The 19,179-nt window shown below is 63.2% G+C and carries 16 protein-coding genes and 1 pseudogene; 13 read left to right on the forward strand and 4 right to left on the reverse strand.

Annotated features, from left to right (window positions below; all coding sequences use genetic code 11):
* Positions 1–6 precede the first annotated feature (6 nt).
* From AB4Y42_RS31115 to AB4Y42_RS31125, 3 genes are all read left to right on the forward strand, one after another.
* On the forward strand, positions 7–243 hold the full coding sequence (locus tag AB4Y42_RS31115) for a hypothetical protein (protein ID WP_368696304.1): 237 nt from the start codon (positions 7–9) through the stop codon (positions 241–243).
* Between the two features lie 485 nt (positions 244–728).
* Positions 729–1,730: a GNAT family N-acetyltransferase gene (locus AB4Y42_RS31120; RefSeq protein ID WP_368696305.1), complete on the forward strand. Its 1,002-nt coding sequence runs from the start codon at positions 729–731 to the stop codon at positions 1,728–1,730.
* Between the two features lie 71 nt (positions 1,731–1,801).
* Complete coding sequence (locus AB4Y42_RS31125; RefSeq protein WP_368696306.1) at positions 1,802–2,122, forward strand: hypothetical protein; 321 nt, start codon at positions 1,802–1,804, stop codon at positions 2,120–2,122.
* Positions 2,123–2,759: 637 nt separating this feature from the next.
* Here AB4Y42_RS31125 and AB4Y42_RS31130 read toward each other — a convergent pair.
* The 3 genes and pseudogenes from AB4Y42_RS31130 to AB4Y42_RS31140 form a co-directional block, all read right to left on the reverse strand.
* Positions 2,760–4,283 (reverse strand): annotated as a pseudogene (locus AB4Y42_RS31130) (efflux transporter outer membrane subunit); the annotation flags it as partial.
* Entirely contained in the window at positions 4,283–5,863 is a 1,581-nt protein-coding gene (locus AB4Y42_RS31135) for a DHA2 family efflux MFS transporter permease subunit (protein ID WP_368696307.1), read from the reverse strand. The pseudogene AB4Y42_RS31130 and the gene AB4Y42_RS31135, both read right to left, overlap by 1 nt.
* Before the next feature lie 10 nt (positions 5,864–5,873).
* Positions 5,874–7,058 (reverse strand): HlyD family secretion protein, encoded by a 1,185-nt coding sequence (locus tag AB4Y42_RS31140; protein WP_368690011.1) that lies wholly within the window; start codon positions 7,056–7,058, stop codon positions 5,874–5,876.
* A gap of 463 nt (positions 7,059–7,521) precedes the next feature.
* Here AB4Y42_RS31140 and AB4Y42_RS31145 point away from each other — a divergent pair, with 463 nt between their 5' ends.
* Positions 7,522–8,565 carry a lysylphosphatidylglycerol synthase domain-containing protein gene (locus AB4Y42_RS31145; RefSeq protein WP_368696308.1) on the forward strand — a complete coding sequence of 348 codons (1,044 nt, stop codon included), beginning with the start codon at positions 7,522–7,524 and terminating at the stop codon, positions 8,563–8,565.
* A gap of 71 nt (positions 8,566–8,636) precedes the next feature.
* Here the strand turns inward: AB4Y42_RS31145 and AB4Y42_RS31150 are convergent, their stop codons facing one another.
* Positions 8,637–8,858, reverse strand: a complete 222-nt coding sequence (locus tag AB4Y42_RS31150) for a dodecin family protein (protein WP_368690012.1) — start codon at positions 8,856–8,858, stop codon at positions 8,637–8,639.
* Between the two features lie 275 nt (positions 8,859–9,133).
* Here AB4Y42_RS31150 and AB4Y42_RS31155 point away from each other — a divergent pair, with 275 nt between their 5' ends.
* From AB4Y42_RS31155 to AB4Y42_RS31195, 9 genes are all read left to right on the forward strand, one after another.
* Positions 9,134–10,648, forward strand: coding sequence for an ATPase domain-containing protein (locus tag AB4Y42_RS31155; protein ID WP_368696323.1), 1,515 nt, complete (start codon positions 9,134–9,136; stop codon positions 10,646–10,648).
* On the forward strand, positions 10,635–12,704 hold the full coding sequence (locus tag AB4Y42_RS31160; protein ID WP_368696309.1) for an ATP-binding protein: 2,070 nt from the start codon (positions 10,635–10,637) through the stop codon (positions 12,702–12,704). Before AB4Y42_RS31155 ends, AB4Y42_RS31160 begins: the two co-directional genes overlap by 14 nt.
* A gap of 208 nt (positions 12,705–12,912) precedes the next feature.
* Positions 12,913–13,086, forward strand: a complete 174-nt coding sequence (locus AB4Y42_RS31165) for a hypothetical protein (protein WP_368696310.1) — start codon at positions 12,913–12,915, stop codon at positions 13,084–13,086.
* A 50-nt stretch (positions 13,087–13,136) separates the two neighbouring features.
* A complete protein-coding gene (locus AB4Y42_RS31170; protein WP_368690015.1) occupies positions 13,137–14,306 on the forward strand; it encodes an MFS transporter in 1,170 nt (389 codons plus the stop codon).
* Positions 14,307–14,480: 174 nt separating this feature from the next.
* Positions 14,481–15,368: a hypothetical protein gene (locus tag AB4Y42_RS31175; RefSeq protein ID WP_368696311.1), complete on the forward strand. Its 888-nt coding sequence runs from the start codon at positions 14,481–14,483 to the stop codon at positions 15,366–15,368.
* A 148-nt stretch (positions 15,369–15,516) separates the two neighbouring features.
* Positions 15,517–16,089: a TetR/AcrR family transcriptional regulator gene (locus AB4Y42_RS31180; protein WP_368690017.1), complete on the forward strand. Its 573-nt coding sequence runs from the start codon at positions 15,517–15,519 to the stop codon at positions 16,087–16,089.
* Positions 16,090–16,164: 75 nt separating this feature from the next.
* Positions 16,165–17,046 (forward strand): NAD(P)H-binding protein, encoded by an 882-nt coding sequence (locus AB4Y42_RS31185; protein WP_368696312.1) that lies wholly within the window; start codon positions 16,165–16,167, stop codon positions 17,044–17,046.
* Positions 17,047–17,090: 44 nt separating this feature from the next.
* Positions 17,091–17,807, forward strand: a complete 717-nt coding sequence (locus AB4Y42_RS31190; protein ID WP_368696313.1) for an SDR family oxidoreductase — start codon at positions 17,091–17,093, stop codon at positions 17,805–17,807.
* Between the two features lie 372 nt (positions 17,808–18,179).
* Positions 18,180–19,016: a hypothetical protein gene (locus tag AB4Y42_RS31195; protein WP_368696314.1), complete on the forward strand. Its 837-nt coding sequence runs from the start codon at positions 18,180–18,182 to the stop codon at positions 19,014–19,016.
* Positions 19,017–19,179: the final 163 nt, after the last annotated feature.

A 19,179-nucleotide genomic window follows, 5' to 3' on the forward strand; every position in this document is an offset into this window, starting at 1 on the left:
TGAGCAATGACTCATTCACTGATCTATCGCGGATTCACAATCGACTTTGCGCCATTTTCAGTTGACGGTCTTACATTCGGCGCGCAATGGACGCTAACGCCCAGCGATCCGCATACGGTTGTCGACATTCCCATTTCAAGTGGCGATCTGCAGGTGCGGGGCGCTCCGGATGAAATGGCGGCGCTTGCAAGGCTGCAAGCGATCGACTGGATTGACCGCAACCGGGGTGATTCTCGCCGCTAAGCCGCGCCGCGGCGCACAACGCCGCTGCATGACGCTATATCCCAAAGGAATAGCGTTTTTGGCTTCCTGTGGATTTCGGGTTTGTTTGAGGACCGCGAGCGCGGCGCATGTGCCACACGTCAAAGGCACTTTGGTGCGCTGATTGAAAGTTCCCGCTGCGCCACGCCTTGACTGACGTCTTCCTGTTTGCGATATGAACGATCGCTATGATCGGACGAAAATGCCCAGGGAATAACCTGTTCGCATGCGTCTCGGTTTTGGCGTAAACGGACGGTTGCCATTCTTAGACTGGAATCGGCGTGCTATCCGCAGCTTTATGAAGTGGCTCGTCGTTCATCGCAACGCACGCAGTTCGACTTCGAAAACCAAAACGGAAGCGCAGGCAATGCCGTTTTGTGCGAGACTTTGCACGCATTGGAAGCGCATGGACACCACGCTGTGTGGACTGCCAGTCAGGGCTTATAGTCAGAACAGGCCGGTGATTGATGACGACCATAAACGACCGGACGTTGCCCGTTCTCGAGGCACCGGCTGAGACTGCTACGCCGGTGCCGGTACGCGCGGCGCCTTCGATCTTTCATGAACGCTGGTGGCTCGACATCGCCACGCAAGGCGACTGGAAGCTTGCGGTGGTGAAGCAGGACGACGAGGTCATCGGCGAGATGCCATACGCGATGCAGCGCACGCGACTGTGGCGTGTCTCGCACCTGCCGCCGCTCACGCGCACGCTCGGGCCGGTCATCAAGTCCGTGACGGGCAGCGAGGCCCGCCAACTGCATCATGAACTCGAGGTCACCGGCAAGCTGATCGAGCAATTGCCCGACTGTGACAGCTTTTTTCAGGTGCTCGACCCGCGCCTCGACGACGCCCTGGCGTTCGCGCTGCACGGCTTTACCGTGACGGCGCGCTACACGTTCCGCATCGACCGGAACACGACGGCCGACGAAGCATGGAAGCGCCTGAACAGCAAGACACGCAACGTGATCCGCAGCGCCTCCCGTGAATTGACCGTCGTGCCGGACATCGCGCCCGCCGAGTTCATCGCGTTCTACGAAGCGAATCTCGCGGCGCGTTCGCGTACCAATGCATATGGGGATATGGTCATGCGCGACCTCGTCAACGCGTTCGTCGAGCGCAAGGCGGGGATGCTGCTCGGCGCCTATGGGCAGGGCGGCAAACTCGTGGCGGCGGTCGGCCTCGTCTGGGACCATCAGGCCATGTATTACCTGCTGTCGTCGCGCGCGCAGGACGCGCACAGCGGCTCGATCAGCCTGCTGCTGTGGACCGGCATTGGCCGCGCGCTGGAGCGCAAGCTCACCTTCGACTTCGACGGCTTTTCGAGCCCGTCGACATTCAGCTTCCTCAATGGATTCGGCGCGACGCTCACGCAGCGGCTGGGCGTCGAGCGCCACGGCACGGCCTATTTACTGACGCGTACGCTCAAGCGCAAGTTGGCGCCGGCGCGTGTGTTCATGCCCAACCTTTGAACGGCGGAATGCAGGCGTGGGGCGGACTGGCGCCGTGGTGGCTGTGTTCATGGTGACCGCAAGGAGGGGCAATGGCCGAACCTGAAGACATCCTCGTGAAGATCCTGAACCTCGATGCGGAAATCAGATGCTGCGTCGCCTGTCTGGCAAGCATAGGGGGCGGCGCTGAAGACTGCCTCGTACCGTGGGTCAAGGAGGAACGAGCCCGCGCGCAAGCGCGCCTGACGCAGCTGAGAAAGCGCCGCGAAGTTCATTTCCTTGCGCTGAATGAACTGGTCGCCCGTCAGTCACCCATACGACGCCGCAGGGCGACGGAAACTGCACGAGACCTGAACGGTCCGTTCCCGATCCGGGAGGTGAACCTATCAAATTTGGCACGCAAGACAGGCTGACGCTAGCGCCCTCTGTCATCGGATCACTGGTGCCATGCTGTCTTCGGAGGACGAAAGATGGATCGCACGCGACGCGCAGAGCCAGATATGTATCGAAGTTACGAATACAACGGGCTCACGCTCGATGTTGCAGTCGATGTCGACGTGGTCAGGATCGAGCCGCGTCCCGGCAACGCAACATTGGTAAAGGGCGAGAGCGTCTCAGAGACAATCGCAGGTTCTTGTGCCGCTCGGTAGCGCAGGGCGCGAATCGATGCTTCTGCTTCCAGATGATGCGGATCCGGGCCCCTGGTCGCGCTGCACGCCATTCAGCTGGAGAAAATATTCTTCGCGGCGTGCCTTCATTAAAGCCAGGTCGGTTCGCAAGGCGGTTCGAGTCTCGGTCAGCCACGCTGCCGCGCGGTGGTCCGTGCTGCTGCGTTCGACCTCGGAGAGGCGCGCCATGCACGCCTTGATCTCCGCATCGATGTTCAGCATGGCTACCAGCAGGTCTTCGGCCGTGCAAACCATTCTTTCTGTCCCCCTCATCATGAGCGACTGGATGTTGCGTTGCATCAATGTTAAATCGACGAGGCCAAATCGGGCTGCTCCATTGAGGTGGCGGTGAAGCAGCGGACGAGGCAATCGGCCCCGCTTGCTCCCACCCGCCGCCCAGCGCCTTGTACAACGCCACGAGGTCGGTACACACCTGCAATTGCTCCTGCTGCGCGTTCTGCTCGGCGCTGCTCAATTGCCGCTGCGCATCGAGCACGTCGATGAACGAGACGATGCCCTTGCGATAGCTGTCGCGTGCGAGGTCGAACGCGTGGCGCTGGGCTGCCGCGCTCTCGTCGAGCGAGACGAGGCGCGCCTGATCGGTGCGATACACATCGAGCGCGTTGTTCACGTCGCGCAGCGCGTCGAGCACGGTCTTGCGGGAGTCGAGCGCGGCTTCGACCTGCTGTAGCTTCGACAGCCGCAAGTTCGACACGAGCGCGCCGCCCTGGAAGACGGGCAGCGATACGCTCGGCCCCCACGACCAGAAAAGGTTCGCCCAGTGCGTGAGATCGTGCGGCGAGGTCGCGCGCGTGCCGACTTGTCCCGTGAGCGAGATGTCGGGATAGAACTGCGCCACGGCCACGCCCACGTTGGCCGTGGCCGCGTGCAGCGAAGCTTCGGCGCGGCGGATGTCGGGGCGCCGGCGCGCGAGTGTGGCGGGCAGCCCGACCGGCACCGCGGGCGGCGTGCCGGGCAGTATGCCGGGCGGCGTGAGTTCGGTGTCGAGCGCACCCGGCGCTTCGCCGACCAGCACCGCGAGCGCGTTGAGCGACTGCGCGATCTGCTGATCGTACTGCGGCAGCAGCGCCTCGGTTTGCGTGCGTTCGGCGTGCGCGCGCGCGACGTCGAGTTCGCTTTCGAGGCCGTGCATCGCGGCGCTGCGCGCGAGGTCCTCGGTCTCGCGCTGCTCGGCGACGAGGTTCTGGGCCGTCGCGTGCAGCATCTGGCCGCCGCGCAGTTGCAGATAGGTCTCGGCGACTTCGGCTTCCAGCGAGACCTGTGCGTCGCGTTGCGACTCGAGCGCGACGTCGGCCTGGGCGTTCGCGGCTTCGACCGAGCGTCGCACGCGACCGAAGAGGTCGAGTTCCCATGATGCGTCGAAGCCCACCTGCCACAGGTTCACGGGCGCGGTGAGCTGGTCGAGTGCGCTCTGCGCGCCGCGCTCCACGCTCGGGCCCGCGCCGGGCGCGATCTGGTTGATGGGCGAGTTGGGCGCGCCGAGCGCATCGACCTTGTTGTATGCGCCCGCCGATTCGAGGATGCCCTTCGCGCCCAGTTGTTCGCGCTTGTAGCTCGCGCTCGCGCGCACGTTCGGCAAACCTTGCGCGGCGGCCTGCTGGGTTCGTTCGCGTGCTTCGGCGATCCGCACGACCGCGATCTGCAGATCGGGGTTGCCGCTCAAGGCGCGCCCGATCAGGGCGTCGAGCGTGGGGTCGCCGAAGCCGTGCCACCACTGCGGGTCGGGGTTCGATTCGACGGTGGGCCTCGATGCAGCGTTCGATCCGTTCGCCGTGCGTTGCATCGCGTGCCAGTCGCCGGGCGCGTTTGCCTGCGGCGGCTTGAAGTCGGGGCCAACGGTGCATGCGCACAGCGAAGCGGCCAGAACGACGGCGAGCGCGCGCATCAATGGCCTCCCGAACCCGACGCCTTCACGGGCGAGAAAAACAGCGCGAGCGGCGCGAACACCACGCAGAAGCACGCGAGTATGCCGAACACGTCGATGTAAGCGAGGATGGTGGCCTGCGAAACGAAGGTTTCGTAGAGATGGCCGTTGGCCGTCTGCATGGCCTGCGCGAGCGGCGCGCCCGTGCTTTGCATGACCGTTTGCGCCTCGCGCGCGAGCGTGTCCTGGTAGTTCTGCGAGAACGGCGACATATGGGCGGAAAGATGCACCATCCATGCCTGCGAGCGCTCGCGAACCAATGCGGTGGAAACCGATATGCCGATCGAGCCGGCCACGTTGCGGAACATGGTGAACAGCGCGGAGGCGTCGTTATTGAGTTCCTTCGGCACGGTGAGATAGGCGAGCGTCGTGACCGGCACGAACAGGAAGCCGATGGCGAGTGACTGCGCGCTGCGCAGCTTCACGAGCGTGAGGTAGTCGATATCGGGCGTGAGCGTGCGCGCGTAGATGAGCGCCATGGTGAGCATGATGAAGCCGGTCAGTATGAGCATGCGCGTCTGGATATGCGGCATCAGCCGGCTGACGACGGGAATCTCCATCGTGATGAGCACGGCGCCCGGCGAAAGCACGAGGCCCGCGAGGGTGGCGGTGTAGCCGAGCTGCTGCTGCGCGAGCTGCGGAATGATCACGGCGCTGCCATAGAGCACGGCGGCGAACGCGGCGATCATGCAGCAACCCAGGGCGAAGTTGCGGTCGCGCAGGCAGCGCAGATCCACGACGGGATGCTTCGCGTAGAGCAGCCGGAAGGTCGCGCCCACGATGCCGAGCAGCGCGAGCACGGCGAAGGTGACGATGAACGGCGACGAGAACCAGTCGTCGTCCTCGCCGCGATCGAGCATGACCTGCAGGCAGCCGAGACCCAGGGCGATGAGCCCGATGCCCCAGAAGTCGACCGTGCGCCAGTTCATGCGTCGATGCGTCTCGCGTTTGACCCATGGCGGGTCTTCCACGAGCTGGAACACGGCGAGCGTGGTGAGAATGCCGACCGGCACGTTGAGCAGGAAGACCCAGCGCCACGAGACGTGGTCGGTGATCCAGCCGCCCAGCGTCGGGCCGAGCACAGGGGCGACGACGATGGCCACGGCGGAGATCGAAAACGCGCGCCCGCGCTGGCTGGGCTCGAAGGTGTCGAGGATGATGGACTGCTGGTTAGGCTGCAGGCCGCCGCCAAAGAAGCCTTGCGCCACGCGGAAGATCACGAGTTGCCCGAGGCTCGTGGCGACGCCGCACAGGAACGAGCACACCGTGAACGCGACGATGCAGAGCATGAAATAGCGCTTGCGCCCGAGCACGCGGCCGAAGAACGCCGAGATGGGCAGCACGATGCCATTGGCCACGAGGTAGGACGTCAGCACCCAGGTGGCTTCGTCGTAGCTCGCCGACATCGTGCCGGCGATATGGGGCAGCGCGACGTTCACGATGGTCGTGTCGAGCACTTCCATGAACGCGGCGAGCGTGACCGCGATCGCGATGAGCCAGGGGTTGCCGGCGGGGCGCCAGTTGCTCTGCGAATCGCTCATGGCCGCGCCCTCAGTCCGCCAGATATACCGTAGGCTCGACCGAAAGCCCCAGCGGCAGCGGCCGGTTCCCAGGCAAGCCGCTGTCGATCACGATCTTCACCGGCACGCGCTGCACGATCTTGACGAAGTTGCCCGTCGCGTTTTCGGCGGGGAACGCGGAGAAGCGCGAGCCGCTGCCGAGCTGGATGCTGTCCACGTGGCCGCGTAATTCGAGCTTCGGGTAGGCGTCCACGCTGATCTTGACCTTGTCGCCCGGACGCATGCGCGTGAGTTGGGACTCCTTGAAATTGGCGGTGATCCACATTTGCGGCGTGACGATTGAAAAGAGCGAAGCGCCCGCCTGCAAGAACGTGCCGTACTGCACGTTGCGGCGCGTGACCCAACCGTCGGAGGGCGCGCGCATGTCGCACCAGGCGAGGTTCAGTTCCGCCGTGTCGAGCTGCGCCTCGGCCTGCGCCACCTGTTCTCGGCGCGCTTCCACGGCGGCCACGGCCTGGCGGATCTGCTGCGGCACGAGGCTCGCCGTTTTCAGCTGCGCGCGGGCGCTCATGACGCTGGCGTGCGACACGCGCTGCTGGTCGTTGGCCGTGTCGATGTTCTGCTGCGTGGTCGCGCGAGGATCGACGCCGTGCTGGCGTTCGTAGTCGGCCTGGGCGCGGGTGTAGTTCGCGCTGGCCGTTTCGATCTGCGCACGCGCCTGGTCGTACTGCGCGGGGTACTGCACGCGCGCGATGTCGAGCTGCGCCTGCGCGGAAAGCAACTGGGCCTTCGCGAGGCCCAGCTGTGCGCGCGCCTGATCGACCTGGGCCGCGTAGTCGCGCCGGTCGATTTCGACCATCAGGTCGCCCTTGTGCACGTAGACGTTGTCGTCGACGTTGAGTTGCGTCACGTAGCCCGACACCTTCGGGGCGATGGTGATGGCGTTGCCGTCGGTATAGGCGTCGTCGGTGCTGACCTCGTTGCGCGTGACGAACCACCAGATCGACGCACCGATGGCGATCACGAGCAGCACGATGCCGATCACGATGAGCGGCTTCTTGCCGGGACGCTTGCGGCCCTGATTGTCGTCTGTTTCGCCGCCTTTCGCGCCGTTGTTCGCGCCGTTTCTGGATTTCGCGGCATCCGCACGGCGCGGTCTGCCCCGATGCGCGCGCGACCACGCGCCCACGCCGCCGGTTCCTTCTTGTTCAGCCATGCGCGGCTCCTGGCTCGCCGGTGAAATCGGCTGAAAAGGGGAAGGTGTTCATGCGGCGCCCGGTGGATTCGATGTCCTTGGAAAAGGCAGTCTGCCCCGCAAATAGCAATCGCTATGCCCATGCAAGGGCCGTCGAACGAAAGGGGAAGCACCGGGTTTCGCACCCTGCAGTCCTGGCCAGAAATAAGAAGTGGAACTCGGTCGCGTGCATCAGCCGCGATGCCGCGTGGCGCCGCGCCGGAGTCATCCCGAAGACCGGGAGCAGGCGGTGCGCACAGTGGCTAAGCACCGGTCGTGGCGCTCAGCGGGGGAGAACCGCAACGACAACCGAAGCGGCATGCACGAGATCTGCCTTCGTCGGCGGCCATTGCTGGCTCGCCTGTGCGGCAGGGTTCGTCGATGCGGCTACTTTTTGGGGCTCCCCGGCTCTCACGGCACACGTGGCAGGCAATACAGCGGCCTTATGAAATATCTCGCCCGAATCGCGGCACTTGCAGGCCTCGCCATCGCGGTCTGGCTCGTCTGGCACGCCGATGCGCGAGCGGTGCTCGGTTTGATGCGCGCAGCCGGCGCAGGGCTCGCACTCGCGGGGATGATCCATGTTTTGCCGATGCTCGCCAATGCAAGGAACTGGCAAATGTTGATGCGCGGTGCGAGACGTCCAACGCTGTTGGGCGTCCTGCGCCTCGTCTGGATTCGGGAGTCCGTGAACGGGACGTTGCCCGTTGCGCGCGTCGGCGGTGAAGTCGTGACGTTCCGCATGATGTGCAAATGGGGCATGCAGCCGGCCCCGGCAATGGCGAGCCTCGTCGTCGATCTTCAGCTAACGCTGATCAGCGAGATGCTCTTTGCCATTGCGGCCATCGGCTATCTGATCGCACATGCGGGCTCCAGCGCGTTGCACCTTGCAGCGAGACTCGGAGGAGGTATCGCCATTCTTGCAGTCCTGCTCCTCGCGTTTTTGTTCGTGCAGCGCATGAGTCCGTTCGCTCGCCTGACGAAACTATTCAATCGCATCACGAGCGGCAAGTTCCGCTCGCTCGTCGGCGAGTCGGTGCGCATCGATCAGTCGATCAGCGATCTCTGGCGTCAGCGCGGCATGATCATTCGTTATCTGCTCATCTGGCAGTCACTGCAATGCATCGCAACCGCGCTGGAGCTCTGGCTCGCGCTCTATTTTCTCGGAGCGAAAGGAAGCTTTCTGCAGGCAATCGTACTCGAGTCGCTCATCCAGGCGCTCAGTAGTGTCGCGTTCTTTGTGCCTGGCGGACTCGGCGTTCAGGAGGGGGGATTCTTGCTGATCGGCACGGTACTCGGTTTCAATCCGCAGACTTGCCTCGCACTTGCGGGTGCGCGAAGGTTTCGTGACGTCATCGTCTTTGTGCCCGGGCTCGTCGCATGGCAAGTCGCGGAATGGCGCGACAAGCGACGCGCGCCGGCCGGTTCCGCAACAGGCGGCGAAACAGCGAACTCCGGCGCCAGCGCTTCCGATCGTGAAGCGCAGTAGAGGGACCAAAGCGCGCGCCACTTCCCCATTGCTTCACGGCGCCCGGGGCGCAATCGTGGCCTGCGATCTTCTCAGGTCTCGTATTTGAAGGACACGGATACCCGGGTCCGATATTCAACGACCTTGCCGTTTTCGATCTTGATGTCGAGTTTGCAGACTTCGGCGATTCGCAGGTCGCGCAACGACGCGGCTGCGGTTTCCACTGCATTTTTTGCGGCTTCCTCCCAGGAAGTCGTGCTCGTGCCGATGATTTCCGTCACCTTATAGACGCTGGAATCCGTGCTTTTGGTCATGGTCTTTCTCCGTGTTGAGATGGGCGATGGACCGCCACGCGCATTCCGCGTGCCTCGCAGATACGCTGGGAGACACGCTCCATGGCCGCCGCACGGAAACCCGGCGCTCGCTTCGCGATCTCCTCCGGCCGCTTCCATCGGGCGGCGGAAGGAGGGCGGGCATGCGTTTTGCGCACGTAGCGCGCCGCATTCATTGCATCGAGACGGATTCAGTGAGCCAGGCCGCCCGCGATGCGGGAATATCGCGTCAAACACCGAGCAGTCAGGAGCGCCTGATGGACGATGAGACCAAAGCCAAGCCGATTGTGCGCACTGGCGTTCCCGGGTTGGACGACGTCCTGGCGGGAGGGCTGACTCAGGGACATCTTTTCCTTCTCGAAGGGAGCCCCGGCACCGGGAAAACGACCATCGCGCTGCGGTTTCTCCTTGAAGGTGTCGAGGCGGGCGATCAGGGCCTTTACATCACGCTGTCCGAAACGGAGCGGGAATTGCGCGACGGCGCCGCGTCGCATGGCTGGCAGCTGGGCGATCGCGTCGCCGTGTTCGAAGTGGTGCCCCCGGAGAGCCTGCTCGATGCGGATCAGCAACAGAGTCTGCTGTATTCGTCCGATCTCGAGCTCGGCGAGACGACCCGCCTGATCTTTGACGCCTTCGAACGAGTTCGGCCCAAGCGGGTCGTCCTCGACAGCCTGTCGGAAATCCGTCTGCTCGCGCAGAGCTCGCTGCGTTACCGCCGCCAGGTGCTCGCCATCAAGCATTACTTCTCGCGGCAGGGAGCGACCGTCCTCTTGCTCGACGACCTGACTGCGGATGCCGCAGACAAAACCGTACACAGCGTCGCCCACGGCGTCATCAAGCTCGAAGAACTTGCCCCTGACTATGGAGCCGAGCGGCGCAGGTTGAGGATTTCCAAGTACCGGGGGCAGGCGTTCCGTGGTGGCTATCACGACTTCACCATCAAACGCGGCGGTGTTGCCGTGTTTCCCCGACTCGTTGCCGCGGAACATCGCGTCAGGTTTGCACGCGAGCAAATGACGAGCGGCGTGGCGGAACTCGATGCGCTTCTCTGCGGCGGCATCGAACAGGGCTCGAGCACTTTGGTGCTAGGACCGGCGGGCACTGGCAAAAGCATTTTTGTGCTTCAGTTCATTTCGGCGGCGGTCGCCCGGGGCGAGAAGGCGGCGCTGTTCGCCTTCGACGAAGAACTTGGACTGCTCTTTGACCGGACCCGCGCGTTGGGTTTCGACCTTGAAGCGATGCGCGACGCCGGACGGCTGTATGTGGAGCAGGTCGATGCCGCGGAACTCTCGCCTGGCGAGTTCGCCCAGCGCGTACGCGCTTGCGTCGATCACTCCGGGGCCAAAACGGTGGCCATCGACAGCCTCAACGGTTACCAGGCCGCCATGCCGCAGGAGAACGCGCTCGTCCTTCATATCCACGAATTGCTGCAATACCTCAACAGGCAAGGCGCGACGACTTTCCTGACGGTAGCGCAGCATGGGCTCGTTGGCGACATGAAGGCGCCCGTCGACGTCACGTACCTTGCCGACACGGTCATCCTGCTGCGGTATTTCGAGGCGCTGGGAAGCGTGCGACGTGCGGTGTCGATCATCAAGAAGCGCACCGGTCGTCACGAGGAGACGATCCGGGAATTTCGCATTGGGCGATTCGGTCTGAACGTCGGGGCACCGCTCGACAGCTTCCAGGGCATCCTGCGCGGTGTACCCACGTTCGTGGGTCACACAGGGCCGCTCATGCCGACGGGCGCCGCTGGCAATGAAAGCACCTGATTTCAGTCGCTGTCCCGCACTGGTTTTTACACCGGTTGGGCGAGACGCTGTCGTTGCAACGGCTCTCCTGAAGGAGGCAGGCGCGCTGGCGTGCGTTTGTGGCGATTTCGAGCAATTCGTCGCAAAGCTCGGTGAGGGAATTTGTTGCGCGATCGTGACCGACGAGGGGCTGCGAGGTGCCGACCTCAAGCCACTCGAAAACTGGGTTTCGGCGCAGCCCACATGGTCGGATTTTCCGTTCATCATCCTTACGCAGCGCGGGGGCGCGCCGGATCGGGACCCCGAACTGGCCCGACTCGCGGCGACGCTGGGAAACGCGACGTTCATCGAGCGCCCGTTTCATCCGCGGACGTTCATCAGCGCGGTTGGCACAGCGCTGCGTGGCCGGGCGCGGCAATTCGAAGCCCGTCTGCGTATCGATGAATTGCGCGAAAGCGAGGCGCGCCTGCATACCGCACTCACGGCAGGGAAACTGGGCTCATGGGAGCTGGACCTGTCGACATTTGCACTCGTGGCCTCGCCTGCGTGTCACGCGATTTTCGGGCTTGCGTCAGGCGAGCCTTTCACGTACACCGATCTCATTGCCGGCGTCAGCCGCGATGACAGGCCCCGCATAACCGACGCAATCAATCGCAGCCTCGCGACCGGCTGCGATTTCGCACTCGAACTCTGTACGATCTGGCCAGACGGGACGGTGCATTGGGCGGACATGCGCGCGCGGCTGGTTCGAGACGGCACTCGAAAGATCGCGCGGCTCGTCGGAGTAACATCCGATATCACCCTGCGCAAGGCGGCGGAAGACAGCCTGCAGCGGGTCAACGACATGCTCGAGGCAAGGGTCGCCCAGCGCACTGCGGAGCTTGAGCGTACCCACCAGCTCGTGCTGGACGAGATCCGGCAGCGCGAGCGCGCGGAAGAGTTGCTGCGCCAGGTTCAGAAGATGGAAATGATCGGGCAGTTGACGGGCGGGGTTGCCCACGATTTCAACAACTTGCTGATGGCCATCATGGCCAATCTCGAACTGCTGCGCAAACAGCCGCGGGACGCCATTCGAGCAACGCGACTGATCGACGGCGCGCTTAGGGGAGCACAGCGTGGCGCCGCGCTTACGCAGCGCCTTCTGGCCTTCGCGCGGCAGCAGGATCTCAAGGTCGAGCCGACCCACCTCCCCACCGTGGTTCGTGGCATGACCGATCTCCTGGAACGGTCGATAGGGCCGCGCGTGGCGCTGGAGCTGAGTTTGCCGGAGGACATTCCGCTTACCCTTGCCGATGGGAATCAGGTCGAACTCGCGCTCCTGAACCTGGTGGTCAACGCCCGCGACGCGATGCCGGAGGGCGGGGCGTTGTCGATAGCGGTCGATGACATACACACGTGTTGCGACAACGGACTGCCTGCGGGCGATTACGTACGCATCATCGTCACTGATACCGGGAAAGGCATGGATCCGGACACCCTCGCGAAAGCAACCGAGCCGTTCTTTACAACGAAAGAGCTCGGCAAGGGGACGGGGTTGGGTCTCTCAATGATTCACGGACTCGCGCTGCAACTGAACGGCGCCCTGCGCCTCGAGAGCGAGGCAGGACGAGGGACGCGGGTAGAGTTATGGCTGCCCGTTACCTCGCGACGCGTCACACCCGATGACCTGCAGCACGATGCGCAGCCGGAGGGCAGCGCAATCGATCCGATCCAGGCGAGCATTCTTCTCGTCGATGACGATGCCCTGATCGCGACGAGCACTGCGTACCTCCTTCAGGATATGGGACATGAGGTGATCGAAGCCGACTCGGGCGCAGGCGCACTCGAGATCCTGAAGGCGGGGCGCAAGATCGATCTCCTGCTCACCGACTATTCGATGCCGCGGATGACGGGACTTGAGCTGGCGCTGGCCGCACGCGAGTTGCGCCCGACACTTCCTGTGATCCTGGCCACTGGCTACGCAGAGCTTCCGCAGGGAGCCGACGTCGAAATCCAGAGACTTCGTAAACCGTATCAGCAACACCAGCTTGTCGCGGAAATAGCGATGGCCCTTACCAAGGCCAGGGCCATCGGGTAGTGGTCCGACGCGCCGTTTTCTATCCCGCTCTTCAATGCCGGTGGTTTCACCGCCAGCCTCGCCACTGTCCGAAAGCCGCGCTCAAGCTTCGGTCGTGTCAGTGCGGCCGTCGAGCCTTAGGCGCCCCTAAACGAGCGACGCTGCGGCCGCGCGGAATGTCGCTTGCGCTCGAACCCATCGAGAGCTGAGGAGCTTATCGAGGGACGACATGGAAAAAGCGCAAAAGACGTCGCAGCGTAGCGAAACTACACGTTTTGACCAGGGAGCCGAGGCATCTCCCTTGCCACTGTGGCAGTACGCGAAGGAAAGCAGGGTGCCCGGCACGAAATCGATACCGCTTCGCGCGGTGGCCATCGACAAGGCCATCCGCGATGGCGCCTGAAGGCTCGCACAGTGGCCGCGCGTACATGGCAGGGCAGGCTGAACCGGCGCATGTCGCTTATCACGGCGGCGGTGCTGCTCGGCGTGATCTACGCGGGGAGCACCATGGTCACGCCGCTCTATCCGCTCTATCAACGCAGCTTCGGCCTTTCCGAACTGACGGTCACGCTCGTCTACGCCACTTACGTGACCGGCAATCTCGTAGCGCTGTTCGCGTTTGGGCGCGTCTCCGATCAGGCAGGGCGGCGCGCCGTCAGCCTCATCGTGCTCGCCGTGGCGATCGTGAGTGCGCTGGTGTTCCTGTTCGCCGTGCACCCCGTCATGCTCTTTCTCGGGCGCGCACTTAGCGGGCTCGCCATCGGTGTTGGCGCAGCGAGCGCAACGGCATGGATCGCGGAGCTGTACGCCGCCGACGACAAGGCGAGTGCGAGCCGGCTCGCTGCGGCCGTCAATCTCGCGGGCCTCGCGGTCGGCGTGCTGATCGCGGGCCTCCTTGCACAGTTCGCGCCGTGGCCGTTGCGCCTGCCCTTCATCGTTTATCTGGCCGTGCTCGTGGTAACGGCAGCATCGACGGCGCTCGCCTGCGAAACGGTCGAATCGCCCACGCATTCGACCGCGCAGCTTTCGCTCAAGCCACGTGTCGGGGTGCCACGCGATCTGCGCTTCGCTTTCGTGGCGCCCGCCGTGACGGCTTTCGCTACCTTCGCGCTACTGGGGTTCTACGCTGCACTGCTGCCCAATCTGCTCGCCGGGAGCATGCGCATACACAGTCCTGCGCTGAGCGGCGCGGTGGTTGCCGAACTCTTCCTGGCCGGGGCGCTTACGGTCATCGCGACGCCCATGCTTGCGGCGCGAACCGCGATGTCGGCGGGGCTATGGTTTTTACCGCCCAGCCTCGCCATCCTCCTGTGGGCGCAGATTGACGGCTCGCTCGCCTGGCTACTGGCGGCGACGGCGCTTTGCGGTGTTGCGAGCGCGTGGGGATTTCGCGGTAGTCTCCAGGAGATCAACCGAATCGCTCCCCAGGACAAGCGCGCGGAATTGCTATCGGCCTATCTGTTGTGCTGCTACACCGGAAACTCGGTGCCTGCAGTTGGCGTTGCGCTGCTTGCGAGCGCGGTTGGCCATCTGTGGGCCAATGTGGTGTTCGCAGTCTTCTGTGCAGCGCTCGCGTGCGTCGCACTCGCGGTCGGCGCACGAGTGGCGCGCCGGGCGGCATGAGAGGAGCGGGTGCGAATCAATCGCCGCAGAGGCATGATCCGTGCGCAGAATCCAGAAGACACAACACTTGTGGACGAGATCCACCTAACTCAAGGCACGCTTATGCCCCGTCTCCTTGAACCAGAGATGACCCGGTCTCCCCGATGTTCAGTCACCGGGTGGCTACGCGGTACGGTGTGTATTCTCATCCTCGCCGCCTGGTACCCGTCATCTATCGTACAGGCGGCTCAAACGGTCGACAATGCCACCAGCTTGCGCACCACCTACGAGAGCCTGAAACCACAACTCGACCAGAACGCATTTCATCGGAGGCTGTACCTCGATTCCCGCGAGTCCTCATCCACGGTCGCAGGCGAAATCTACGCTGTGATGGACTATCCGTTCGCGAAGGTCAGCCGTATCCTCGATGACCCGTCGCACGGCCCAAAGAACTGGTGCGACATACTGATCCTGCATCCCAATGTAAAGTACTGCCATGTTGCGCATAGCAGCAGCGCAGAAACGCTGACTGTCAACGTCAGCCAGGACCAGGTGCCCGAAGAGAAGCTCGCTTCCACTTACCGCCTTCAATTCGAATACGATCCGGCGATGACCGGTCCGGGATATTTCCGGATAAACCTCCACGCCGCGAGCGGACCGCTGGACACCCGCGATTACCAGATCGTTCTGGAAGCGGTGTCTCTCAGAAGTGATCGCACGTTTCTGCACTTGACCTACGCATACAGCTACGGCGTATTCGGGCGTCTCGCCATGAAGGGCTATCTGGCAACTTTCGGTCGCGGCAAGGTCGGATTCACCAACATCGCGGGTCCGTCCGCGACAGAGCCGAAATACGCCGATGGGGTGCGCGGCCTCGTCGAACGCAATACCATGCGTTATTACCTGGCTATCGATGCCTTTATCGGCGAACCGTCCAGCCTGCCCGATACGCGCCTGGAGCAACGCCTGAACGAGTGGTTCAGCGCCAGCGAGCAATATCCGCGACAACTGCACGAAATCGACCGGCAGCATTACATCGATATGAAACAGGCAGAGTGCCGGCGCTTGCAGACAAGCCAGTAGGTCGTGATGCGGTCGTCTCGGACATGAGTGATGCCGAATCGGGTTTCCGGCTACCCCGCGACGCCCGAACATCCCAAACTCACCTTGACTTCCATTTAGATGATGACTACCATCTAAACAACATCGAATCACGGAGCGGGGTCGCATCATGAGGAAGTCGAAAGTCGAAACGGCGCAGACGCGGGAGCGCATCGTGGAAGTCGCCGCTGAAGCATTCAGGGCGAATGGCATCCACGCAACGGGACTCGCCGACGTGATGGCCGCCGCCGGGCTTTCGCATGGCGGCTTTTACCGCCATTTCGAGTCGAAGGACCAGCTGGTTGCCGAGGCGTGCGAAGCGGGGCTGGCCGGCATCGTCGAAAACCTCGTCGCCGCTGCGGATGGGGCCACGGGCGAGGACGCGTTCCGGGCGGTCGTGGACGCGTACATGTCCACCGGTCATCGCGACGCGCGCGCGAACGGTTGCCCGCTTGCCGGCATGGGCAGCGAGCTGGCGCGCGCGGACGACGCGACGCGCGCGGCGGCGTCGCGCGGGTTCGATGCGCTCGTCGACATGCTGGCGGCGCGCATGGCGTCACCGGAGGAAGAGGCGGACCGCTCGCAGGCCGCTTTCGCGCTCGCGGCCATGATCGGCGCGCTGACCATGGCGCGCATCATCCCCGATCCGGACGCTTCCGCGTCACTGCTGGAAGACGTCAGGCAACACATCGAAACGATCTGAACGAAAACTGTCGCCAGAGACTGGCGATTTATTTCGGGTACAAATGTGCATATGCACTTTAACGGAGAGCTCATCATGCAACAGCGTAAATTTCTGATTACCGGCGCTACGGGAAAAACCGGCGTGCACGTGGTCAATAACCTGCTCGAAGCCGGACACGCGGTTCGCGCGATGGTCCGTACGGAAGACGCGCGCAGTGCCGCGCTGCGGGCCGCCGGCGCCGAAGTGGTGGTGGGCGATCTGCTCGATCACGACGACCTGATCCGCGCCACCTCGGGCGTGACGGGCGCGTATCTCTGCTATCCCGTTCGGCCCGGGTTCATTCAGGGCACCGCGTATTTCGCGGACGCCGCGCGCCGCGCCAGTCTCGAAGTCGTCGTGGAAATGTCGCAGATTTCCGCGCGCGAGAATGCGAAGAGCCACGCCGCGCGCGATCACTGGATCGCCGAGCGCGTGCTCGACTGGTCGGGGGTGCCGACCATTCATGTTCGCCCGACCTTCTTTTCCGAATGGCTGATCTTCCCGTGGGTGCGCGACACCATCGTCCAGCAAGGACAGATCACGCTGCCTTACGGCGCGGGTCGCCACGCGCCGATCACCGCCGTTGACCAGGCCCGCTTCATCGCCACGGTGCTCGCGCAACCCTCGGGCCATATTGGCAAGCGCTACGAGCTTTGCGGGCCGGTCGAACTCGACCACCAGGGCATTGCCGACGAGATCGGCAAGGTCACCGACCGGAAGATCGCTTATCGCCCCGGTACACTCGATGAATATCGCGCGCATTTGCAGAAGTACGACCTTCCCGAGTTTATGATCCAGCACTTCATCGAAGTCGCTGTCGACTATCAGAACGGCGTGTTCAAGGGGACCGATAGCATCATCGAGCAAGTGACCGGCAAGGCGCCGCAGACGGTCGAGGCGTTCGTTCGCGAGCACCGCGAGCTCTTCCGGGCCTGATTCAAACGAACACTTTGCATGATCAATTTCATTGGAGATTCAAAATGAAAATCAGGAATTCCGTCGTGTTTGTAACCGGTGCAAGCCGTGGCCTCGGTCTGGCCTTTGCACGCGAGGCCCTGGCCCGCGGGGCCGCGAAGGTCTACGCTGGGGTGCGCAACCCGGAAGGCTTCAACGAACCCGGCATCGTTCCGGCCAAGATCGACGTGACGGATCCGGCCTCCGTTACGGCTGCCGCGAAGATCGCCTCGGACGTGACACTGCTCGTGAACAACGCAGGGATTGCGGAAATTCTCGCGTCCCCCCTTGCGGAAGAGGCAGAAGATCAGGCGCGGCGCATCTTCGAAACGAACTTTTATGGCGTCATTCGCACGACGCGCGCGTTCGAATCCGTGCTGCCGAGCGACGGCAACGGCGGCGTGATCAACGTGCTCTCCGATGTCTCGTGGCGAGCCGTGCCGTTCCTCGCGCCGTATTCCGCTTCGAAGGCGGCGGCATGGAGCTATACCAACAACATCCGCCTGCACTTCAGGGAGCGCAAGGTCGGTGTGGTCGGCGTGCATGTGGGCTTCGTGGATACCGATCTCACGAAGGATTTCGACGTGCCGAAAGTCAGTCCCGTCGATGTCGTTCGCCAGGCCTACGACGCGCTCGAAGCGGGCGAAAGCGAAGTGCTCGCGGATGCAGCCAGCCGTGAGTTGAAGCAATCGCTTTCGGCGGCGGTGCCGGGGTATATCGACCCTTCGGTGCTGAAGGCATAGTGTGCCGTAGTCGGCGGCAAAGTGCCGGTGCGCCGCGCGCATGAAGACTGCGCAGCTCCGGCCCTCGATATTGGCCGGATGTAGAGCGAAGTGCCGGAAGCGACAGGTTTCGAATCATCGCTTCGATCGATAAATGATTCGAACAGCGAATGTTTGAATTCGTGTGGCCGCACTCAGGATGAGTCGTCCCTCCGATGCTTTCGCTGTGTGGCATTGCCCACACAACCCGCATTTACGGTCTTGAGCGTCGTGTCAAAACCGCTGATTGTTGAAGAGAGGGCTCCCGCCACGCGAATGTCACGAACATGCTTCGAAGAGCAGCCGGCTGTGCAGTCTCTCGTTTCTTTGAAGCGCAAGCACGCGGAGCCGCACATGTTCAACAGCACCGTACTTGAAGTCGGCATTGGCCTGGTGTTCTGCTATTTCGCGGTGAGCCTTGCCGTCAGCACCGTGACCGAGCTCTTCGCGTCGCTTTTGCAGTTGCGCGCGAAGTGTCTGCTATCCGGCGTCAAGCAGATTTTGAACGACCCACAGTTCAACGGCATGGCGCGCGACCTCTACAACCACGCACTCGTGAGCCCGCGCGACTCCGGTGACGCGACGAATGCGAGCGACCTGAAGTACAAGCCCTCCTATATTCCGTCGAAGGACTTTGCCCTGGCGATGATCGATATCCTTCGGCGCGCCCCCGGTGCGGACCAGAACATCGGCCAGTCGATTGCCACCATCCAGAACCAGCAGTTGAGGGAGGTGTTGCAGGCGATGTACCAGCACGCCAACGAGGATGTTGGCCAGTTTTCCGACGCGCTCGGCAAGTGGTTCGACAACGGGATGGACAGGCTTTCCGGCACCTACAAGCGCTGGTCGCAGTTCATTTCATTTGCCGTGGCGCTTGTCATCGTGATTGCACTGAACATCGATACGGTTTTTCTGTTCAGGATTCTATGGATGCATCCCTCGCTCGCGGGTGCGCTGCACGGGAACGCGTCTGCCGATGCGGTCTCGCTGATGAACCAGTTGCCGATCGGCTGGCAAAGGGACGGCGCCTACGCAGACGGCGTGGCCTGGATGATCGTCGGCTGGCTGCTCACGGCGAGCGCGACGTTGTTCGGCGCGCCGTTCTGGTTCGACCTGCTGCAAAACGTGACGAACCTGCGTGGAACCGGGCCGTCCACCGACGATGCCGCGCGCAAAGCGGCTTCGAACTGAGATACGTTACCCGCCATGCGCGCTTCGGCTTCGTGTGGACCCGCACGCAACTGGGCGGCCTCGACACGACCAACGGCGCGGACAGCCTCGGCCTCGTGCAGAACCGGCAGGGCGCGAGCTTCAGCAACTACGAGGTGAACGCGAGCTACCTGTTCACCGCCGC

The organism is Paraburkholderia sp. EG286B (genome assembly GCF_040965655.1).
In the GTDB taxonomy this organism is placed as follows: Bacteria; Pseudomonadota; Gammaproteobacteria; order Burkholderiales; family Burkholderiaceae; genus Paraburkholderia.